Origin of the sequence: Virgibacillus sp. 7505, assembly GCF_002272135.1 — a bacterium.
Classification (GTDB): Bacteria; Bacillota; Bacilli; order Bacillales; family Amphibacillaceae; genus Terribacillus.
The window spans coordinates 52,103-72,108 of sequence record NZ_NPBF01000037.1 but is presented as its reverse complement, the minus strand read 5'-3'; the positions used below and the strand labels follow the sequence as shown (position 1 = coordinate 72,108).

Genomic DNA, 20,006 nt, shown 5'->3' with positions numbered 1-20,006 from the left:
GGAATCTTCGACTTCATCGTCAGTTTCCCTTTATTTTCTCGGTGTATTTTCAGAGCATCTTCTCTTAAATTGGACATATTTTATCATCCTTTGTGTAATTTATAACTTGATCGGTACAGACGACTATACATTATAGGCATATCCCACCATGGTGTAAAGAAAGTTAATCAGATCATCACTGCCCTGACACGGCAACGTTTTCTTTTCCGAAATGTTTCCTTAAGATACCCAGGCTTTTCTGGCTTAGCTCGAGGTGATACGAACCAGACAGCTGATAGCTTTTCCGAGTATCCTTGTGTACAACGATGACAGGTACATTTCCGGGATATTGCGCGGCACAATCGCGGACAATATCGAGAACTTCTTCTTCAGCGATAGTATCGTAGCGGATGAATAGCCGTTCCTTACCAGGCTCGAGCTTGTCTTCCCGGAAGAGCTGGCCATCTTGCAGGATAAGCTGTCTTTCCCCATTTCTTTCCTCGATCTTCCCTACTAGATCGAGCAGTTTCTCCTCTTCCAGAAAACGACCGATTTGCCGATGCAAATCAGGAAATACGACGGCTTCGACCTCACCAGTCTCATCTCCGAGTGTCAGGAATGCCATGGGCTGTCCTTTTTTTGTCCGGATCGTCCGCTGCTGGAGCACAACAGCGGCCAATCGTACCTTCTTTTTAGCCGGCAGTGCTTCGAGCTGCTGAACTGCGATATAACCGCTGCTGCGGAGATCACCCCGATAGCTTGCGAGCGGATGACTGGAAATATACAAACCAAGCACTTCTTTTTCATGCTTTAGAGTGGCCATTGATGAAAAAGGCTCCTGCTTCTCATAGGTGGCCTCAAATTCGACTTCTCCAAGCAGCGATGGCTGATCGTATAATTCCCTGAACAATTCTGCCTGCTCGATTGCTTTATCAATCGTGGCTAATACTGCAGCTCTGTTATTATGCATAGTATCGAAAGCCCCGGCTAATATGAGCTGCTCCAGTGCAGACTTACTGATGGACACTCGAATGCAGAAATCGAAAAGATGCTTGAATGGTCCATCTTTCCTGGCATCAATAATCTGGCGTACCACTTGGGCACCGATACCTTTGATTGTCAGCAAGCCCATTCTAATATTTCTGTTTTCCACTGTATACCTGCCAAAGCTTTTATTGATGGAAGGAGCTAAGACCTTGATTCCGCTGTCAGATGCTTCGCGGATATACTGCCGAATCTTATCTGGCTGATTCGCTGCGCCACTCATCAATTCAGCAAAAAAGTTAGCAGGAAAATGCGCTTTTAAGTAAGCCAGCTGATAGGCCAGGTAGCTGTATGCGACTGCATGACTGCGGTTGAATCCGTAGTTGGCGAACTTCACGATCCAGGAAAATACTTCCTTGGCAGTATCGGTAGTGTACCCATTTTCTATACAGCCCGAAAGAAAGCGGCTTTCTTCTTTTTCCAGTACCTCAGCATCTTTTTTACTAACAGCTCTGCGCAGTAAATCCGCTTCCCCTAGCTTATAGCCAGCCATGGAGGCTGCTATTTGCATGATTTGTTCCTGATATACAAGAACACCATATGTCTTCTCCAGAATCGGCGCAAGCCTTTCATGCGGATAGCTGACAGCTTCTTCCCCGTGTTTACGACGGACAAAGACGGGGATATAACTCATCGGACCTGGTCGGTACAACGCATTGACAGCGACAATGTCTTCAAATGATGACGGCTTCAGCTGACGCAGCACTTGCTTCATACCGCTTGATTCAAATTGGAACACACCATTTGTGCGTCCTTCCCGGAATAAACGGAAAGTCATTTCGTCATCCAGCGGAATCGATTCTATATCTGGTTGTTTCGGCAAGCTGTTCAGAACATGATCCATCAGAGTCAGGTTTCGCAATCCAAGGAAATCCATTTTCAAAAGACCCAGCTGCTCCAGCTCCTTCATGGAAAATTGTGTCAATGCCACCTCATCATGCCCTGAAGCGAGTGGAACTGTTTTCACGAGCGGGTCGGCACTGATGACGACACCAGCGGCATGCGTCGATGCATGCCGCGGCAATCCCTCGAGCTTGACGCCGATTCGGAATAACCGCTTCAGCTGCTCGGATTCTTTTACATAGGCAGTAAGTTCTTCTGAAGCCTTTAAACCAGCAGACAATGATGCTGCGTTATTCGGAATCATCTTAAGCAAGTAAGCAGCATCAGCCTGCGGTATCTCCATCGTCTTAATGAGCTCTCTCAAAAGGGAGCGGGCTGCAAAGGTACCGAATGTTATGATTTGTGCTACATGGTCTGCTCCATATTTATCCCGTACATAGCGGATGACCTCATCCCTGCGGTAGTCAGAGAAGTCAATATCAATATCCGGCATCGAGATTCGTTCCGGATTGAGGAAACGTTCGAATAAAAGACCATAAGCTAATGGATCCACCGCTGTAATGCCCAGTACATAGGCAACGAGCGAACCGGCGGCTGATCCGCGGCCGGGACCGACACGGATGCCGTGTTCCTTTGCATATCGGACGAAATCCCAAACGATAAGGAAATAATCACTAAAGCCCATTTCCTTTATTACGTTCAGCTCATATGTCAGCCGATCTCTTGCATCCTTCCTATCCCCATATAGCTCCTGAAGCCGAATACTGCATAGTTGGCTCAAATATGTATCAGCTTGTTCTTCTTGAGGGACTGGGTATGCAGGTAAATGGCGACCGCCAAGCTGCAGCTGAATCGTACATCGCTCAGCGATGGCGCCGGCCTCAGCCAACGCTTCCCGCCATAATTCACTATCGGAAAGCCGTTCCATCTCTGCCCCCGTACGCAAATGATGCATCGGTTGTACATCATGCACCAGCGGCTCCCAGGTTGCTCCTTCTTCAATTGCAAGCAGACAATGATATGCATCGATATCATCTTCCTGCACATAGCGCACGTCTCCAGTTGCCGCGAATCGAAGATTGTATTGCTGCTGCCAATTGGTCAAGGTCTGGTCATCCAGGTAACGCACTTCTTCCGGACTGATACCAGCATACAGCCGTTCACCAAATATGGATCGCCATGGATCGATCTGAAGCTGTATCAATGTGTGCGTTGGAATTATTGCAATGACTCCATTCGCATATGCTTCCAATGATGCAATTGGCAAATGATTTGTTTCATTCGTTTGCAAGTATGTACTTAATTCTACTAGCTGCTGATATCCAGTATCATTTTCTGCAAGCAAGAGAACTTTCATCACTTGCCCTTCTGCCTCGACTGGAACATGGATTCCGATAATCGGTTTTATACCTGCCTCTAAACAAGCCTGATAAAACGGCACAACACCGTACATTACCACGTCATCCGTCAGGGCCAAAGCTTCAAAACCTGCTTCCTTGGCTTTCTTCACTAATTGAGGAATTTTAATTGTACTCTGATAGAAGCTATAACTGCTTCTGATTTGCAGATGCGAGAACTCCATACATCATTACCGTCCTTTTTTACACTCTCTCCATTATATACGAAATCTTGCAGACATTGAAATGACTAACATAACTTGTCCCGCGCTGCCATAGGGTAGAAAAAGACTTTGAAAAGGAGTTTCAGCATGGAAGAACGAGTTATCATTTCAATGATGCATTGTTATTTCATTGCACTCGGCGTTATGATCGGGGGCTGTTTCATCGGCAGTATTGGTGCTTTTGCTACTGGAGAACCACCACTCACCGCCATCAAGCGTATTTCCAGCGGTATTCGGATCTGGGCTATCATTGCGGCAATCGGCGGAACATTCGACGCTATTACTAATTTCGAAAAAGGTATCTATCAAGGGGCGACTTTTGATGTCATCAAACAAATTCTTATCATCATCGCTGCGATGGGAGGAGTAAAAACCGCACTCTTAATCATCGGCTGGTTCATCCAGGAGGATGTCTCCTAATGCACATACCGCCGATTTATAAGCAGACTGGGTGGCAGCGCTTTTTGGTCGGATTTTTCCTTGGGGGAATCATTTCCTATTTTGTCTATCTGTTCATGTATGGCACATTATTTGAAGACTGGGTGAAGGAAAAAGTAGAAATGGAAGGTACGATACACGACTTGGAACGGGATATCGAAGTACTGAAGGACAACAATGAGGAAATGAATGAACTGCAGCAGGAAGGTCTTCTTATTGATGAAATCACGGTTGCTATTGAACCAGATGACAGCCTGGAGCTGGACAAATTGATTGAGCACGAACTAAAGGAAGCGATTAAGGAAGAAGCACGCCATATGATCGGCCGCAGTGTTAATGGAGCTGTCCAAAACACCCCTCTATTGCTAGGTGCGATTGAAAATAAGGTATATGAACTGGATGGATTTCGGTATAAAGTCGCTGTCAAGCAGCTGATCATTTCCGAGATCCTCTACTTGACAGTGACAGTGGAGACAGACATTTAATTTGATTCAAACTGACGGCAAATATCTTGCAAATCCCGCTCAAGTCTGGCGGCTTCATCCCAGCTATACACCGTAGCACCAGAAGCGAACGCATGACCGCCGCCATTGTATTTCCCGGCCAACCCATTGATCACAGGCCCTTTCGACCGGATCCGCACTCGAATCTGTTCTTCTTCTTCAACGAAAAACAGCCATGCTTTGACGCCTTCTATACTGGATATTGTACCGACAAGCTGACTTGTTTCCAAAGAAGTCACTCCGTAGGATGCAAGAATATCCTTTGTAATACGGATTGCACAAACACCGGTTTCATGCAATTCCAGTTGCTGGAGGATATATCCCTGAAGTCTGGCGACACCAAGCCTCGAAGCATACAGTTTTTCATAAAGCACCGTCCGGTCAAAGGGATGCTTAATCAATTCACCAGCATAGTGGAATGTCTTCTCGCTTGTTGAGGGGAATAGGAAACGTCCCGTGTCACCGACAATACCAGCATATAATAACATTGCGCCCCGAGTCGTCAGCTGAAGCTCTGGATGAGCTGCATACAATTCGTAAATCATTTCACTTGTTGAACTGGCTGTAGGAACAACCCACTGAATATCTCCATATCGATCCACTTCCGGATGATGATCTATCTTGATGATTTCTTTGGCTAGCTTATACCGCTGGTCAGAAATACGCGGCTGATTAGCAGCATCGCAAATGATGACAAGCGCTTGCTCGAATACGCTGTCAGCTATCGTATCCATCTCTGCCAGGAATGTCAGTGATGGATCAGCGTCACCTACAACCCATACCTGTTTATTTGGAAATGATGCCTTTATGATTTCACTCAATCCGACCTGTGAGCCATACGCATCCGGATCCGGCCGGACATGGCGCTGAATGATGATTGTTTCATATTCTTTAATTCTTTCCAGGATTTTATCGTGCATCATATCCCCCTCTATGTATCTGCCTCAGCGATCCAATAACTGTGCCATAAGCAGTGCTTTTGCAACTAATGTTTTCTTGTTACTATACACTTCCACATCCATTTTCGCCAGCTTCCGACCAACTTCCAGTATTCGCGGCTTGATGAGGATCGTGCTGTCCAGCTGAATGGGACGCAGGAAATAGACGGATATATTATCGACTACCATATCCCCCTTCTTCATCTTCCGGACAAAACGTCGGCTTGCTTCCGTGACAAACGTTGTCAGAACCCCGGTAGAAAGACTGCCAAGCTGATTTGTCATCTGCGGAGTCACTTTCCCTTGGAATACGATGTCTGGTGCCTCATCTTCCAGCAAATCTATCTCTCTCGTTACCAAATCCTCAATTGTTTCACCGATTTGCGGCTGCAGCTGGATTTGCTGAAGCGCTTTTAAAACATCCTGTCTGGAAATCAAACCCTGCAGTTTATGCTGCTGATCGACAACCGGAATAATCTCGATACCTTCCCAAACCATCATATGGGCAGCATATGCGAGGGTCGTATGCTTCTGAACGGTAAGCGGATTCTTTGTCATTGCCTTTACAACCGACAGCTGTCTGTCTTTATTGATGATATCCTTTGAGGTGACCATTCCTGTTACCTTTTGGGCAGCATTAGTTACCGGATAACGTGTATGAGTCGTTTCCGCATTGAACGTATACCATCTTTCAAGCGTATCCGTTTCCTGCAAATGATATGTATGCTGCATTGGTGTGTAAATATCCTCTACTACAATGATCTCTTTCTTAATCATCTGATCATAAATCGCTCGGTTAATCAGTTCTGCAACCGTAAATGTATCATAGCTCGTCGAGATGACAGGAAGCTCCTTCTCATCAGCCAAACGCTTAATACGGTCATCCGTGTCAAATCCACCGGTTATGAGCACAGCTGCCCCTTCCTTGATTGCCAGTTCATGCGCTTCAATACGGTTACCGACGATGAGCAGAGCATCCTTTTGGGTATAGCGCATCATAGCATCAAGTTCCATCGCACCGATAACGAATTTATTAAGCGTTTTATGCAAGCCATCCCTGCCTCCAAGCACTTGCCCATCCACGATCCCAATAATTTCCGCAAAAGATAAGCGATCGAAATTATCCTTGATCTTTGTTTCAATCCTTACAGTACCGACACGCTCGATTGTACTGACCAGCCCTTTATTCTCCGCCTCTTTGATAGCACGGTAAGCGGTTCCTTCACTTACATTCAATTCCTTGGCAATTGCACGTACGGATATCTTCCCGCCAACCGGAAGGTTCTCAATATATTTAATAATCTGATCGTGTTTTGTCGACATTCGTTCACCGTGTCCTTATCTGTACTAGTCTTTATTTATCTATTGTTATTGTACAGTTTTTAGGTGAAGGTTTCAATTTAAGAAGAGAAATTGCTGTTTATCTTGAAAAATAACATTCTAAAATCATTCCAATCACTATAACAGATAAAAACAGCATCCTATCACAGGATGCTGTTTTCTTTAGATTGTAATGGATTGACCAGGCTCAAGGTGGACACCTTGACCAGGTTTCACTTTTTCAGCAAATGCCGCGCCATCCTGTTCAATCAATGGGAATGTATTGTAATGAATCGGAACGACTTGTTTGGCCTTTACCCACTCAGCGGCAATCAGCGCATCCTCCGGACCCATCGTGAAATTATCTCCAATAGGCAGTAAAGCAACGTCAATGGAGTTCGTATCTCCGATAAGTTTCATATCCGAGAACAAACCTGTATCACCGGCGTGATAGATTGTCTTTCCTTCTGCAGTGAACAGAATCCCCGTAGGCATTCCCATGTAGTGGGTGCCATCTTCATCTGTAATAGCACTGCTGTGAAATGCCTGAGTCAGCTTTACACGTCCAAATTCAAATTCATGTGCACCGCCTATACCCATTGGATGTGTGTTCAATCCTTTGCCTTCCAAGTAGACTGCCAATTCATTCGGCGCTACCACTAGCGCACCAGTTCTTTTAGCTATCGAGATTGTATCTCCGACATGGTCATTGTGGCCGTGTGTCAGCAGAATCACATCTGGCTGCACATCGTCTGCATTCAAATCACATGTAGCATTTCCAGTGATGAACGGGTCGATTAATATCGTATGCTTTTCGGTAACAATCTGTACTACAGCTTGTCCGTGGAATGAGATTTTCACGTTTACAACCCCTTTTCATTTTTTCGCATTTAGTTTACCACAGTTATATACGGAAGAAACGCAATACGTTTTTTGCTATACTGTGGGAAAGGAGGTTTTACCATGCAACACAGAATCGATACATTATTAAACCAGCTAAAAGGTGACCAGGCAGACAGCGTGTTCATCACCTCCATGGAGAACGTGTATTATGTGAGCAATTATTATACAGATCCGCATGAACGTCTCGTCGCTGTTTTTGCAGATCGAAAGGATGCACCACTGCTGATCCTTCCGGCAATGGAAAAAGAAGACGCCCTACAAGCCGGCTGGAAAGAAGAAATGCTTACATACCACGACCATGAGGATGTCTGGCTGCTGTTCAAGGATTACTTGAAAGAACGAGGCCGCATTCCAGCTTCCATGGGAATTGAAAAGGATCATATGTCCGTAATGCGTTTAGAGATGCTGCAGCATATTCTGCCAAATACGGCATTTACGAATGCAACGGAACTCCTGCAGAATCAACGCAACATCAAAGACAAAAAAGAATACACATTGTTGAAACAAGCAGCGGTCCTTGCTGATTTCGGCGTCAAGAAAGGCATCGAGGCAATCGCAGCCGGAAAGAGTGAATTGCAGATTACAGCAGAGCTTGAATACGCATTGAAGCAAGAAGGAGTAACGAGCATGTCATTTGCGACAACCGTTTTGTCCGGTGCGAAGACCGCCTCTCCGCACGGAACTCCGGACGGCAAACAGATTGCACCAGGAGATCTCGTTTTATTCGATTTAGGCGTCATCTTCGAAGGCTACTGCTCAGATATTACCCGGACTGTTGCTTATAAGCAGGTAACAGCTGATCAGCAGCATATTCATGATACTGTGCGAATCGCGCTCGAAAAAGCGACAGCAGCATCACGTGCAGGAACTGCCATCTCAGAAATTGATAGAGCTGCCCGCGGCCATATCGAACAGGCTGGCTATGGCGAGTATTTTACGCACCGTGTCGGACACGGATTGGGAATCGGCGTACATGAATTTCCATCATTGTCCAGTAACAATACACAAGCATTACAGGAAGGCATGTGCTATACCATCGAGCCTGGTATTTATTTACCTGGGGTCGGCGGCGTACGTATCGAGGATGATATTTTCCTTACAAAGAACGGTCCGGATGTGCTTACAGCTTATCCACGCGATCTTCAAATTATCGATTAAAAAAAGAGCATCTGCTTTAGGGCAGATGCTCTTTTTTTATCTCTGCAGCAGTTTGTCAGCTGCTTCAAACTTTAGATCATGGGCTTCCGCTACTGCCTGATACGTCACAAAACCATCCAATGTGTTGATTCCTTTTGCTAGCGATGGATTGTTCAGACAAGCTTGCTGATAGCCTTTATTCGCAAGCTGTAATGCATAAGGAACAGTTACATTTGTCAGCCCGATCGTTGAGGTACGCGGAACTGCACCCGGCATATTGGCAACTGCGTAATGCAGCACATCATGCTTGGTGTACGTAGGGTTATCATGTGTCGTAATTTTATCAGATGTCGCAAAAATACCTCCCTGGTCAATTGCGACATCGACGACAACAGATCCTGGCTTCATGCTGGCAATCATCTCTTCAGTCACCAGCTTCGGCGCTTTGGCACCCGGTATGAGAACTGCTCCAATAACTAAATCCGATTCTTTTACTGCCTCCGCGATATTAAGCGGATTGGAAACAACCGTATTGATTGAGCTGCCAAACAAATCGTCAAGCTCACGCAGACGCTGCGGACTCAAATCGACAATCGTGACATCAGCACCAAGACCGACAGCGATTTTTGCTGCATTGGTTCCAACAACACCGCCGCCAATAATCGTGACTTTACCTCGCTTCACTCCTGGTATACCAGACATTAAGATGCCGCTGCCGCCATACGGCTTTTCCAGGAATTGCGCACCGATTTGGGAGGCCATGCGGCCAGCGACTTCGCTCATCGGCGTGAGCAGCGGCAGAGAACGGTCTTCCAGCTGCACGGTTTCATAAGCAATACCGACAACCTTCTTCTCAATCAAGGCATTCGTCAAAGAATTTTCCGCCGCGAGGTGCAGATATGTGAAAAGAATGAGTCCTTCATAGAAATAATCGTATTCTTCCGGGAGCGGCTCCTTGACTTTCATAACCATTTCTTTACTCCAGGCATCTGCTGCGGTTGGTACAATAACTGCACCAGCTTGTTCATACTGTTCATCTGTAAAGCCTGAGCCAAGACCAGCTCCTGTCTCGATAAACACCTCATGTCCTGCTTCATGCAAGAGCGTCACGCCAGATGGTGCCATAGCAACACGGTTTTCATTATTCTTTATTTCCTTCGGTACGCCAATCTTCATTCTGCTTGCCTCCATTTCATATGTAACAAGACTTAGCTTTCGTCCCAAGTATACCATTGTTTCCGCTTATGAAAACGCAAAAAAAGCCAGTCCCATTAGGTCTGGGACTAGCTTTTCTGCTAAATTATTTTGTTACAGTTTCAGAAAGGCGAACTGTGTCTCTTGCAATCATAACTTCTTCGTTTGTTGGGATAACAATTACCTTCACTGGAGAGTGCGGATAAGTTAGGAATTGTTCTTTCCCGCGTACATTATTCAAGGAAGGGTCATAATAGACACCCATGAATTCCAGTCCTTTAAGGACACGTTCACGAACAGTCGTACTATTTTCACCTACACCAGCAGTAAAGATGATTGCGTCTACTCCGCTCATACGCGCAGCATAAGAACCAAGGTATTTGTGGATTCTTTCTGCAAAGACATCAAGTGCAAGCTCTGCACGCTCATCGCCTGCTTCAGATTTGCTTTCAATGTCACGCAAGTCACTGGAGAAACCAGATAGTGCAAGCATTCCGCTCTCTTTGTTCAATACATGCAATACTTCATCAGCTGTTTTGCCTGTTTTACGCATGATGAACGGAATAAGTGCAGGGTCGATATTACCAGAGCGTGTACCCATCGTTACACCAGCTAGTGGTGTGAAGCCCATGGATGTATCAACTGATTTTCCGCCTTCGATAGCAGCAATACTAGCTCCATTACCAAGGTGGCAAGAGATCAAGCGAAGCTGTTCAACTGGTCGGTCCATCAATTCAGCAGCACGCTGTGATACGTATTTATGGCTTGTTCCGTGGAAACCATATTTACGGATGCCGTATTTTTCATAATAGTCATATGGAAGACTGTATAGATAAGACTCAGGCGGCATTGTTTGATGGAAAGCTGTATCGAAAACAGCAACAGCCGGAATGTTCGGCAGAATTTCCTTGAATGCACGGATTCCTGTTAAGTTTGCTGGGTTGTGTAATGGTGCTAGCTCAGATACTTCTGCAATCTCTTCCATCACTTGGTCTGTGATGAGAACAGAGTCACTGAATTTCTCTCCGCCGTGTACAACACGGTGGCCAACGCCGTCGATTTCATCCAAGGAAGAAATGACGCCAGTGGAAGTCAGCTTTTCAAGCAACATTTTTACTGCTTCTTCATGATTTTCAATATCTTTAGTTGTTTCATCTTTTTCACCATTGAATTTGATAGTAAAGATGGAATCATTCAGTCCGATACGTTCTACGAGACCCACTGCCTTTACATCTTCCTCAGGCATGTGGATTAGCTGGAATTTCAGTGAAGAACTACCAGCGTTGATTGCTAAAATATTACTCAACATGTTCAGCCCCTTGTAAACTTTTACGTACTTCCCTATTTTACCTGTCTCGACAAGCTCATTGCAAGATATGTCGAGGACTTGTTTTAGTTTTCATTAATTTTTTTAGTTTTTTAAACCAGATAGCTCATTATCGAACCAATCGTTGATCTGTTTCAGGATATTTGCCATCGCATTTGGATTCTTGAAGGACGGAAGCTGTACGAGCAATGCTTGCTTCGGCGCTTTAGTTAGCGTCCCCTTTTTCTGCAGAATCAAAACACTTTTCGCCTGGGATTCATTTTTGAACATGCTCTCAGGAAATTGAAGTAATCCGACGATATGTGCATGCTGCTGCAGGTATGTATGCAGCGAACGAGCTTGATCACTTTCAAACAAGAAGTTCGGCACAACAAATAGCAGATAACCGCCTTCCTTCGTATAATGAAGGCTCTGTTCAATGAACAGATGGTGGGAGTAAGAATGCCCCTCTTCCGCTTTTAGTTCAAATTGTGCCGCTTGCATATCATCAGGGTAATAACCGACTGGCAAATCACTCACAACCAAATCGACTGGCTCGAGAAGGAATGGCCGCAGGCTGTCCTGATGGAAAAATTCAATTTGCCTTTGTTGCATATTGGCATTCATGACAGCAAGCTGAATCAATGTCGGATCCACATCACTGCCGTAAGCATGCCCCTCCCTCTCTACTTGATTCAAAACTGCCGTAAGCAGATTACCTGTACCGACAGCTGGATCGAATATACGAAAATCTTCATTTTCCCCAACAAGTTTATTAGTCAAGTAACCGATCAGCATCGCAACAGTATCAGGTGTCAGCATGTGCTGCTGCTGGGTTGCACCTTTCATACCTTTCAGGATAGACAGCTGGATACCTTTACGGATCTCCTCTTTTTTATAGCTTTGGTCATCGAAAACAGCCGCGTGCTTCTCCAGCTGCTGTTTTAATAATGGCTGTTCCGTAATTTCTGTATCGCGATCCAATATATATTCCATTGCTGCACCAAGTGCATCAAGATAAGGTATGTTTTCACGTGTTTCCAATGCCTCGGCCATTTGGTCAAGTGCTTGGAAAACCTTTTCGACATTCTGTTGTTCCACGTCTCTTTTCCTCCATTTCTCTGCATCTGCCTTATTGTATCAAAAGCAGCGGACAGAAGCGAGAACAGGCTCTGCTGCAAGCAAAAAGCCCAGCCGAAGCTGAGCTTTGCTTTTTAGCCGAAGAAATGCATCAATGCTGTTGCACCGATAACCGTAGCAGCACCACCAAGACGAGTGGAGATCTGCGCGAACGGCATTAACGCCATACGGCCGGAAGCAGAAAGGATCGCAACGTCCCCAGTACCGCCAAGACCGCTGTGGCAAGCTGTAACGATACAAGCTTCAACAGGATACATATTCATCAATTTACCTACAAAGTAACCAGTAGCAGCCATTGCGATAACAACGGATGCACATGTTACTGCAAATCCGATCGTGAAGACACTTGCTACATCTTCAAGCGGAATGAAGACAATACCCAAACCAACCATTAAAGGCCATGTAAACGCAGTAGATACGAATTTATACAATTGCTGTGCACCAGTTTGAAGCTTCGCAGGCAACAAGTTACCAGACTTAATGATTGTTGCAGCAATGATCATGATGATTGCGCCGGAAAGTGTGAAGCCAGCCACTACATGAATCCAATGCTCGACAACTCGTCCAAGAACGAACAAACTCATTGCAACAAGGAGACCTGCTCCCATCAAACTGAAATCGATTGCTTTAGTTGAGCTTTCTTTTGCAGCTTCCAATACTTTATCGCCCTTATTTGAACGAACCAGTTTATCATGTCCTGCAAGCTCTGGACGTTTTTCCCCAAGTTTCTTCATTAGTCCAGCAATGATGATGGCACAAACGTTACCGATGATAGCAGCTGGAACCAATTGAGAGATATAAGTTGAAGCATCTCCGCCAAGAACACCTGCATAACCAGCAGACAATGGAAGGATACCTTCACCGATACCACCAGCGATAATTGGTACAACAATATAGAAGAAAGTATGATGCATGCTGTAACCAAACAGCATACCCACTAAAGTACCAACTGTTACTGCAGCAATAGTACCAGTTACCAATGGGATGAACATACGGATGAAGCCTTGGATAAGGACTGTCCGGTTCATTCCAAGAATACTACCTACAACCAAACATGCAATGTAGAAGTAAAGGAAGTTTGAATGATCAGAAGTCATTAGCTGATCGACAGCATCATAAGCTGAAGTACTTAATGTACCAAAAAACACAAGCATGGACGGAACGAACAAAGATAAAATTGCAGGTCCTCCGATGCTGTTGAAGTAAGGTATGCGCTGACCGATATCCCCTAGCAGCACACCTAGCACCATGATGACTGCGAAGCCGCCGATCATGTCAGTAGGCAATTGGTTGGTGTATGCTGCAATAAGAACGATGATTGCTAATACGATATACACCGGAAGCGGCATAACACCGACTTTCCATTCCATAATTTTGTTAAAGCCTGATGGCTTTTGGTTGTTGGATTCTGGATCGCTTGTATGCGATTTCATTTCCATAGTAATGCACCCCCTAAGTAGATACGACTATTCTAATTTAACTAAAATTAACTGTGTTATTTTTTAACTAAACTAAATATAATGTAACTTTTGTAATTAAAAAACGACATGCAACTTTTCTTAGCATTCCTAGTTGAGACATGGCGGATACATACCTTTTCTAACCAGTTTTTCTGGCATGTAAGCTGAAATACCGGAATACAATAGCGTGATAAACAAAGGAGTCGCTGATAATGAAGGCAATAACGACGCGGCGTTACGGTTCTCCTGCTGTACTCCAAACTGAAGAAGTCCCTGATCCAGTACCCAAAGACGATGAGTTGCTTATTAAAGTACATGCCGTCTCACTCAACCAAGCTAATTTAGTACTGCTGAAGGGCAAACCCTTTCTCGCTCGTTTTGCTTATGGGTTATGGAAACCGAAGCATATAATACCTGGCAGCGATATTTCAGGTGTCGTGAAAGCTGTCGGCAAACAAGTAAAACGCTTTAAACCAGGCGATGAAGTATATGCTGATTTGTCCAATTATGGATTCGGCACGCTGGCTGAATATGCTTCTGTTCCAGAAGAGGCACTGGCCTTGAAACCGGCCAAACTTTCCCATCCTCAAGCAGCAGCTGTTCCTCTTGCTTCATTGACCGCTTTACAAGCTTTACGTGATGCAGTCCGATTACAGCCAGGGCATCGCATCATGATTTATGGCTCATCAGGAGGTGTCGGAACTTTTGCCGTCCAAATCGCCAAAGCTTTTGGAGCAACCGTCACTGCCGTTTGCAGTAAGAAGCATAAGGAGAATATGAAGCTATTAGGTGCTGATTATATATTGGATTATGAAATAACCGACTTAACCAAGTATTACGGCTCCTTTGACGCAATTGTGGCGATAAATGGCTATCAGCCGCTCGCTACCTATAAGAAATTACTTAACAAGAATGGCGTGTACATGATGGTTGGCGGATCTGTCGCCCAAATGTTCGAAGCGATGCTGCTTGGCCCTATCCTCACGTTGGCAAGCAGTAAAAAGCTGGGTAACTTCTTAAAAAAACATAATACTGGGGACTTGGCAGAGCTGACAAATCTAATAGAAGAAGATAAAGTCCGTCCCTTAGTGGATCGAGTATATCCATTCCAAGCATGTAAAGAAGCCTTCACTTATCTCGATCAGCACCACGCATACGGTAAGGTTATCATCACAATTCCAAATTAAAAAGAAGCCTATAAAAAGGCTTCTTTTTTTGTCAGATATATTGACTGATATGATGGGAGGTATTTGCGTTAACACGGTATTTAAAGACTGGTCGTCCAATGCTGCCATAATGCATTTCCACTTCGAGCAGCTGCACATCCTCCAGGAACTTCAAATATTTCCGTACGGATACTTGCGACATTTCCGTTTCCTTTGCGATATCCTCCGTTGTGAAGAAATTATAACGGAAAGTCAGGATACTGTTCCAAACGACCTTAAGGGTACTTCTTGTCAGACCTTTCGGCAGCTGCATCATTTGCTCCTGTTCAGGCAGCTGCAGAAGCTGGCTATCTAATTCCTGCTGTGTCATTTCTTCTTTATTGCTAAAGATAAGCTGACGTTTTCGATAGCCGCTTAAAGCATTCTGGAAGCGGTCGAATTCGAAAGGCTTAATTAAGTAATCGACAGCTCCATATTGCAGCGCTTCGCGAATCATCGGTTTCTCGCTTGCTGCAGAGATGATGATAGCATCCACTTTCTGGTCGCGTTTACGAAGCTCTTTAAGTAATTCTATTCCGTTCTTTCCTTTCATATATACATCCAAAAGAAGAAGGTCGACTTCATTCTGCTGAATGAAATCAAGGGCTTCTTTATAATTCTGTGCCGCTCCGACAGCTGCAAATCCGCTCATTTGTTTGACATAGCGTTTGTTCAATTCACTAACCATCGGATCGTCTTCCACGATCAGTACTTTAATCATTTGTTACATCCTCCTGTGTATCATACGGCAGCTGGACGCTGAAGGTGGTTCCTTCGCCTGGCTCGCTGGTCAGGACAAGATAGCCGCCCAGCTTCTGCACATAGTCTTCCACTTGATATAGGCCAAAGCCGCGGTCGTTTCCTTTTGTGGAATAGCCTTGTGTGAATATTTTCTCCTGCTGCTCTTCACTGATACCTTTTCCTGTGTCTGTCAGCTCTAAGAAAAGCTGTCCATCGCTGTACTTCATGGAAAGCTGGACGCGCTTCTCTGGCTGCTGATCGACAGCATCCACTGCATTGTTCATTAAATTACCTAGAATGGTAATGAGCATCTGATTCATCTTTTCAGATGTATTCGGTATTGTATCTCTGCAATCCACTTCCAGCTGGACACCATTTTCCGCCATATAGCTTTTCTTCCCGAGCAGAAATCCAGCCAGGATAGGATTCTTAAGATGATGAATCATGGCAATCGTAGCAGATCTCTCTTTACCGGCAACGTTTTTCACATAGCGCTCCAGCTGATCGTAATCTTCCAATTCCAATAAACCAAGAATCACATGCAGCTTGTTCATGAAATCATGTGTCTGCGCTCTTAAAGCGTCCGCGTACAGCATTGTATCCGTCAGTTTCTCGTTTAAATGGTTATATTCAGTACGGTCGAGAAATGTCGCAATCGCCCCTTCGGTTTTTCCTTTGATTTGAATTGGGATTTCATTCATCACCAGCGTCAATCCATTATGCTCGACCTGACGGCCAATCAACGGTTTATTCCATGCTATGACTTGATGAAGCTTCGTAACTGGGAGCACATCATCGACGTGACGATTCTTCAGCTCTCCTTTGATCCCCATCTCTTCCAGCAATCTTTTTCCTTCTTTGTTGACCATTTGAATTTTCCCATTCGTATCGACAGCCAACATCCCGTCTTTAATTGATTCCAGCATTGCAATCCGCTCACTCAACAGAGCAGCAATCTCGTCGGGTTCCATCCCATGCATGATCTGCTTTATTTTCCGTGCCAGCAGGACAGCTCCGATCAGCCCAATAACTAAACTAAGAATCGTAGCCAAATATAATGGTAAACGGTTGTTGCGAATGATCTCATTCAGTTCATTCATCGTTATTCCGACAGCAACAACGCCGACTTGCTGTCCTTGTTCATTGTAAATTGGGGCAAATGCCCGCAAACTTAACCCAAGCGTCCCTTTTGCTTTCGAGACAAATTCTTTCCCTTGTATAGCCGGAGTTTCATCTCCGCCGGCAAATCGTTTTCCGATCTCATCCGGATCCGGGTGACTCAGCCGAATGCTATCCATATTCATCACTACAACAAAATCTGCATCTGTAATTCCCATGGCCTGCGTGGTAAACTTCTGCAGCGTCTCAGAATCTTGCTCATCTGCTGCTTTTACGACGACTGGATCCACCGCTATCAGTTTAGCAGTTTGCAGCACACGTTCCCGTTCCTGGGATTTGATATTATTACTCGTCTCAATTCCAATCATGACAAATGTCGTCGTCACAGCCAGAATTACGACTATGAATACCAGTGCAGTCATCTGCGTCCGCAGATTTATCTTCTGTTTCAAGTATAACCTTCTCTCTTTTCGCTTTCCCGTTTCAAGCTCAGTATCTTTAAATTATAGCGGAATAATGCCGGATTATAAACTAAAAAAACCACCAACAGGCGGCCTTTTAGTCAATATATCGTCTCGTCATCGAATCGTTGCGATTTTTGCTGCTTTTTTTGCTTCGGATTCTGCTTGAGCATTTCTTGGATTTTCTCCACTGCTGCAGGTGCTGCTTCAATCAGCTTTTCATATAAATGTGTCTGTTCATCCAGATGAATCATCTTGACACCTTTATGACCTACGATGAGGAAGGCTATCGGGGTGATGGAAACACCGCCTCCGCTTCCCCCGCCAAAAGGCAATTCCTTTTGATCACTCTTACCTTCGGAAGCAGCGTCAAACTCGCTTCCTCCTGCTGCAAAACCAAAACCAACACGAGATACAGTCAAGATGATGCTTCCATCCGGTGTTTCCACCGGATCGCCGACAATCGTATTGACATCGATCATTTCTTTCAGGTTTTCCATTGCGGTTTTCATTAAGCCTTGAATCGGATGATCTGCCATATTGCTCCTCCTATCTTCCTCTGGCATTGGATATAATAGCCTGCATAGCTTTCCCGGTACGAATAGACACTATGCATTGAAAGCTCGTATCAAAGAAGGAAGCTTGAAAAATCGGCTGTACTTGGATGTCGAAAGGCTGTTTGGTTTGGAAATTCGATCGGATTATCTGATTGGCTATTCCTTTTAAAGCCCACACCAAACCAACAATTGTACCTGTAGCAGCTGCATCAGACATACCGATTGTCGTATGCCAGCGGAATTTCTGCAGCTCTGCACTTTTCGTAATCTGCTGCAAATAGGGAAAGGACTTCCAAATTCTTTGCAGATCAGTAATGAAATTGCTCAGCTGCTGCTTCATATCATCGGTGGACGTGTGTTCAATAGATGATTGCTGTTTAATTTGGCGCTTATGCACACGTATACCGAAAACCAGAATTTGAATATGCCAATGATTCTTATCATAACGAATATGTATCGTCACTTTAGCTGCCAGAGCCACTGTGATCAATAGCAGCAAACAAACCGTAAATATGGCTATCCACATATTCTCCAGCTCCTCTCACAGCATAGGATAAGCAATTCACTTTATCTTTACACAGAAAAGGAGCAGCGATCGCTGCCCCTTTATGCCATACTTATGAAATTATCTGCTTAATTGCTCTTGTGCTGTGCGTACAAGACGTTTAGTGATTTCTCCTCCAACAGATCCGTTGGCACGAGAAGTTTCGTTTCCGCCAAGCTGTACACCGAATTCTTGTGCGATTTCATATTTCATTTGATCTAGTGCTTGTTGCGCTTGAGGTACTACTAGCTGGTTGCTTGAGTTGTTGTTAGCCATTTTGTGTCACCTCCTTGTACAAGTAGCATGCGCTGACAAGGAGATTAACATACGGTTTTTTTATATGGGAAGTTCTTACAATAAATCAGCGAAAGGCGCTTTATCTTCTTCTGGCAATGCAGTGATAATCTCTGTTCCTTCGATAGCTCGTTCGAATTCAGCCGAGAAGTCGATTGTCCCTTCATACAGATGGACCTTTTCACGGCGAGGCTTTGTTTTTGGTGCCTCTGGCACAAATACTGTACAGCAGTCATCATATGGACGAGTTGAAATTTCATAGGTATCGATTTTTTTTGCAATATCAATGATGTCAGACTTGTCCATTGTAATCAATGGACGAAGTATCGGATAATTCGTCACTTCGTTGATTGCAAACATACTTTCCATCGTCTGACTCGCGACTTGACCAAGGCTTTCTCCGGAAGTAAGCGACATGATACCGTTTTTTTCCGCAATACGTTCACTGATACGCAGCATCATCCGACGCATGACTGTCATGCTATAGCCAAAGGGTATTTCTTGATGCACCTTCACCTGTAAATCTGTGAATGGAACAACATGAATCTTCACTTTAGCACCGAATTTCGATAATGTTTGCGCTAAGTCGATCACTTTCTGTTTTGCACGTTCATTTGTATAAGGCGGTGAATGGAAATGGATTGCTTCTATCTCGACACCGCGCTTCATAGCCAGATACCCTGCGACAGGACTGTCGATACCGCCTGATAGCATTAATAGAGTTTTGCCTGAACTGCCTGCTGGCAAGCCGCCCGGCCCCTTGATTTTTTGGCCAGTTACATAAGTTGCTCGCTCGCGAATCTCCACCATGATGTCCACACCAGGTTTCCTTACATCAACAGGATAGCCCTCACTGTTCTGAAGAACGTACGCACCGATACGCTGATTCATCTCCTGTGAATCAATCGGGAATCGTTTGTTTGTTCGTCGGCAAGAGATTTTGAATGTCGTTCCCGCTGGATTATCGAGCAGCAGCTGCAATGCAGCTTGTTTGATTGCCTGCTCTTCATTTTCCGTCCGGATAGCCAAACTGAAGCTATGGATGCCGAATATATGCCGGCATGCTGCTACGATCGGTTCATGATCTTCCCCATGAAGATGAATATACATCCGGTCGCGAGTACGTTCTACTTTCGCTTTCGGGTAAGATCTGATTTGGTCCTTCACGTTATATTCCAGTTGTTTGGTGAAATGCTTACGATTCTTTCCTTTTAGTGCCATTTCTCCATAACGTATCAATATATGATCATACTGCATAA

Annotated in this window: 18 protein-coding genes; 4 read left to right on the top strand and 14 right to left on the bottom strand. The window is 44.7% G+C overall.

The genetic code is table 11. From position 1 onward, the window contains the following. Positions 1-175: 175 nt before the first annotated feature. Entirely contained in the window at positions 176-3,448 is a 3,273-nt protein-coding gene (gene dnaE / locus CHH91_RS16900) for a DNA polymerase III subunit alpha (protein ID WP_095224610.1), read from the bottom strand. 126 nt (positions 3,449-3,574) lie between these two features. Between dnaE and ytrH the strand changes: the two genes are divergently transcribed. After that, on the top strand, positions 3,575-3,907 hold the full coding sequence (ytrH, locus tag CHH91_RS16895) for a sporulation membrane protein YtrH (RefSeq protein ID WP_038562204.1): 333 nt from the start codon (positions 3,575-3,577) through the stop codon (positions 3,905-3,907). Then, on the top strand, positions 3,907-4,410 hold the full coding sequence (gene ytrI, locus CHH91_RS16890) for a sporulation membrane protein YtrI (protein WP_095224609.1): 504 nt from the start codon (positions 3,907-3,909) through the stop codon (positions 4,408-4,410). The genes ytrH and ytrI overlap by 1 nt, the downstream gene beginning before the upstream one ends. Here ytrI and CHH91_RS16885 read toward each other — a convergent pair. The 3 genes from CHH91_RS16885 to CHH91_RS16875 all read right to left on the bottom strand — a co-directional run bounded on the left by CHH91_RS16885 (position 4,407) and on the right by CHH91_RS16875 (position 7,547). Continuing rightward, positions 4,407-5,351, bottom strand: a complete 945-nt coding sequence (locus CHH91_RS16885) for a DHH family phosphoesterase (protein WP_176465835.1) — start codon at positions 5,349-5,351, stop codon at positions 4,407-4,409. The two genes, ytrI and CHH91_RS16885, sit on opposite strands and share 4 nt — an antisense overlap. 21 nt (positions 5,352-5,372) lie before the next feature. Then, the gene (locus CHH91_RS16880) at positions 5,373-6,689 is read right to left on the bottom strand and encodes a DRTGG domain-containing protein (protein WP_095224607.1); all 1,317 of its coding nucleotides are present in this window, start codon (positions 6,687-6,689) and stop codon (positions 5,373-5,375) included. A gap of 180 nt (positions 6,690-6,869) precedes the next feature. Then, the gene (locus tag CHH91_RS16875) at positions 6,870-7,547 is read right to left on the bottom strand and encodes a metal-dependent hydrolase (protein ID WP_095224606.1); all 678 of its coding nucleotides are present in this window, start codon (positions 7,545-7,547) and stop codon (positions 6,870-6,872) included. Positions 7,548-7,649: 102 nt separating this feature from the next. Between CHH91_RS16875 and CHH91_RS16870 the strand changes: the two genes are divergently transcribed. Beyond that, positions 7,650-8,747, top strand: a complete 1,098-nt coding sequence (locus CHH91_RS16870; protein ID WP_095224605.1) for a M24 family metallopeptidase — start codon at positions 7,650-7,652, stop codon at positions 8,745-8,747. Positions 8,748-8,783: 36 nt separating this feature from the next. On the opposite strand, the gene ald is transcribed toward CHH91_RS16870, so the two are convergent. The 4 genes from ald to CHH91_RS16850 all read right to left on the bottom strand — a co-directional run bounded on the left by ald (position 8,784) and on the right by CHH91_RS16850 (position 13,805). Then, complete coding sequence (gene ald, locus CHH91_RS16865; protein ID WP_095224604.1) at positions 8,784-9,902, bottom strand: alanine dehydrogenase; 1,119 nt, start codon at positions 9,900-9,902, stop codon at positions 8,784-8,786. Positions 9,903-10,026: 124 nt separating this feature from the next. Then, the gene (locus CHH91_RS16860; RefSeq protein WP_095224614.1) at positions 10,027-11,226 is read right to left on the bottom strand and encodes an acetate kinase; all 1,200 of its coding nucleotides are present in this window, start codon (positions 11,224-11,226) and stop codon (positions 10,027-10,029) included. A 105-nt stretch (positions 11,227-11,331) separates the two neighbouring features. Next, positions 11,332-12,327 carry a class I SAM-dependent methyltransferase gene (locus CHH91_RS16855; protein ID WP_095224603.1) on the bottom strand — a complete coding sequence of 332 codons (996 nt, stop codon included), beginning with the start codon at positions 12,325-12,327 and terminating at the stop codon, positions 11,332-11,334. Between the two features lie 113 nt (positions 12,328-12,440). Further along, the gene (locus tag CHH91_RS16850) at positions 12,441-13,805 is read right to left on the bottom strand and encodes a 2-hydroxycarboxylate transporter family protein (RefSeq protein WP_095224602.1); all 1,365 of its coding nucleotides are present in this window, start codon (positions 13,803-13,805) and stop codon (positions 12,441-12,443) included. A gap of 233 nt (positions 13,806-14,038) precedes the next feature. Between CHH91_RS16850 and CHH91_RS16845 the strand changes: the two genes are divergently transcribed. Continuing rightward, complete coding sequence (locus CHH91_RS16845) at positions 14,039-15,013, top strand: NAD(P)-dependent alcohol dehydrogenase (RefSeq protein WP_095224601.1); 975 nt, start codon at positions 14,039-14,041, stop codon at positions 15,011-15,013. Between the two features lie 31 nt (positions 15,014-15,044). Here the strand turns inward: CHH91_RS16845 and CHH91_RS16840 are convergent, their stop codons facing one another. From CHH91_RS16840 to thiI, 6 genes are all read right to left on the bottom strand, one after another. After that, entirely contained in the window at positions 15,045-15,752 is a 708-nt protein-coding gene (locus CHH91_RS16840; RefSeq protein WP_095224600.1) for a response regulator, read from the bottom strand. Further along, positions 15,745-17,343 carry a DcuS/MalK family sensor histidine kinase gene (gene dcuS, locus CHH91_RS16835; RefSeq protein ID WP_095224599.1) on the bottom strand — a complete coding sequence of 533 codons (1,599 nt, stop codon included), beginning with the start codon at positions 17,341-17,343 and terminating at the stop codon, positions 15,745-15,747. The genes CHH91_RS16840 and dcuS overlap by 8 nt, the downstream gene beginning before the upstream one ends. 110 nt (positions 17,344-17,453) lie before the next feature. Further along, positions 17,454-17,891 carry a GerW family sporulation protein gene (gene ytfJ / locus CHH91_RS16830; protein ID WP_095224598.1) on the bottom strand — a complete coding sequence of 146 codons (438 nt, stop codon included), beginning with the start codon at positions 17,889-17,891 and terminating at the stop codon, positions 17,454-17,456. A gap of 10 nt (positions 17,892-17,901) precedes the next feature. Then, the gene (locus CHH91_RS16825) at positions 17,902-18,435 is read right to left on the bottom strand and encodes a DUF2953 domain-containing protein (RefSeq protein ID WP_095224597.1); all 534 of its coding nucleotides are present in this window, start codon (positions 18,433-18,435) and stop codon (positions 17,902-17,904) included. A gap of 99 nt (positions 18,436-18,534) precedes the next feature. Next, entirely contained in the window at positions 18,535-18,729 is a 195-nt protein-coding gene (locus CHH91_RS16820) for an alpha/beta-type small acid-soluble spore protein (protein ID WP_095217236.1), read from the bottom strand. A 75-nt stretch (positions 18,730-18,804) separates the two neighbouring features. After that, positions 18,805-20,004 (bottom strand): tRNA uracil 4-sulfurtransferase ThiI, encoded by a 1,200-nt coding sequence (gene thiI, locus CHH91_RS16815; protein ID WP_095224596.1) that lies wholly within the window; start codon positions 20,002-20,004, stop codon positions 18,805-18,807. Positions 20,005-20,006: the final 2 nt, after the last annotated feature.

What these genes read in the sequence shown, in the direction of transcription:
- dnaE (WP_095224610.1), bottom strand. Translation starts at nt 3,448, where the DNA reads ATGGAGTTCTCGCATCTGCAAATCAGAAGCAGTTATAGCTTCTATCAG.
- ytrH (WP_038562204.1), top strand. Translation starts at nt 3,575, where the DNA reads ATGGAAGAACGAGTTATCATTTCAATGATGCATTGTTATTTCATTGCA.
- ytrI (WP_095224609.1), top strand. Translation starts at nt 3,907, where the DNA reads ATGCACATACCGCCGATTTATAAGCAGACTGGGTGGCAGCGCTTTTTG.
- CHH91_RS16885 (WP_176465835.1), bottom strand. Translation starts at nt 5,351, where the DNA reads ATGATGCACGATAAAATCCTGGAAAGAATTAAAGAATATGAAACAATC.
- CHH91_RS16880 (WP_095224607.1), bottom strand. Translation starts at nt 6,689, where the DNA reads ATGTCGACAAAACACGATCAGATTATTAAATATATTGAGAACCTTCCG.
- CHH91_RS16870 (WP_095224605.1), top strand. Translation starts at nt 7,650, where the DNA reads ATGCAACACAGAATCGATACATTATTAAACCAGCTAAAAGGTGACCAG.
- ald (WP_095224604.1), bottom strand. Translation starts at nt 9,902, where the DNA reads ATGAAGATTGGCGTACCGAAGGAAATAAAGAATAATGAAAACCGTGTT.
- CHH91_RS16850 (WP_095224602.1), bottom strand. Translation starts at nt 13,805, where the DNA reads ATGGAAATGAAATCGCATACAAGCGATCCAGAATCCAACAACCAAAAG.
- CHH91_RS16845 (WP_095224601.1), top strand. Translation starts at nt 14,039, where the DNA reads ATGAAGGCAATAACGACGCGGCGTTACGGTTCTCCTGCTGTACTCCAA.
- CHH91_RS16840 (WP_095224600.1), bottom strand. Translation starts at nt 15,752, where the DNA reads ATGATTAAAGTACTGATCGTGGAAGACGATCCGATGGTTAGTGAATTG.
- ytfJ (WP_095224598.1), bottom strand. Translation starts at nt 17,891, where the DNA reads ATGGCAGATCATCCGATTCAAGGCTTAATGAAAACCGCAATGGAAAAC.
- CHH91_RS16825 (WP_095224597.1), bottom strand. Translation starts at nt 18,435, where the DNA reads ATGTGGATAGCCATATTTACGGTTTGTTTGCTGCTATTGATCACAGTG.
- CHH91_RS16820 (WP_095217236.1), bottom strand. Translation starts at nt 18,729, where the DNA reads ATGGCTAACAACAACTCAAGCAACCAGCTAGTAGTACCTCAAGCGCAA.
- thiI (WP_095224596.1), bottom strand. Translation starts at nt 20,004, where the DNA reads ATGCAGTATGATCATATATTGATACGTTATGGAGAAATGGCACTAAAA.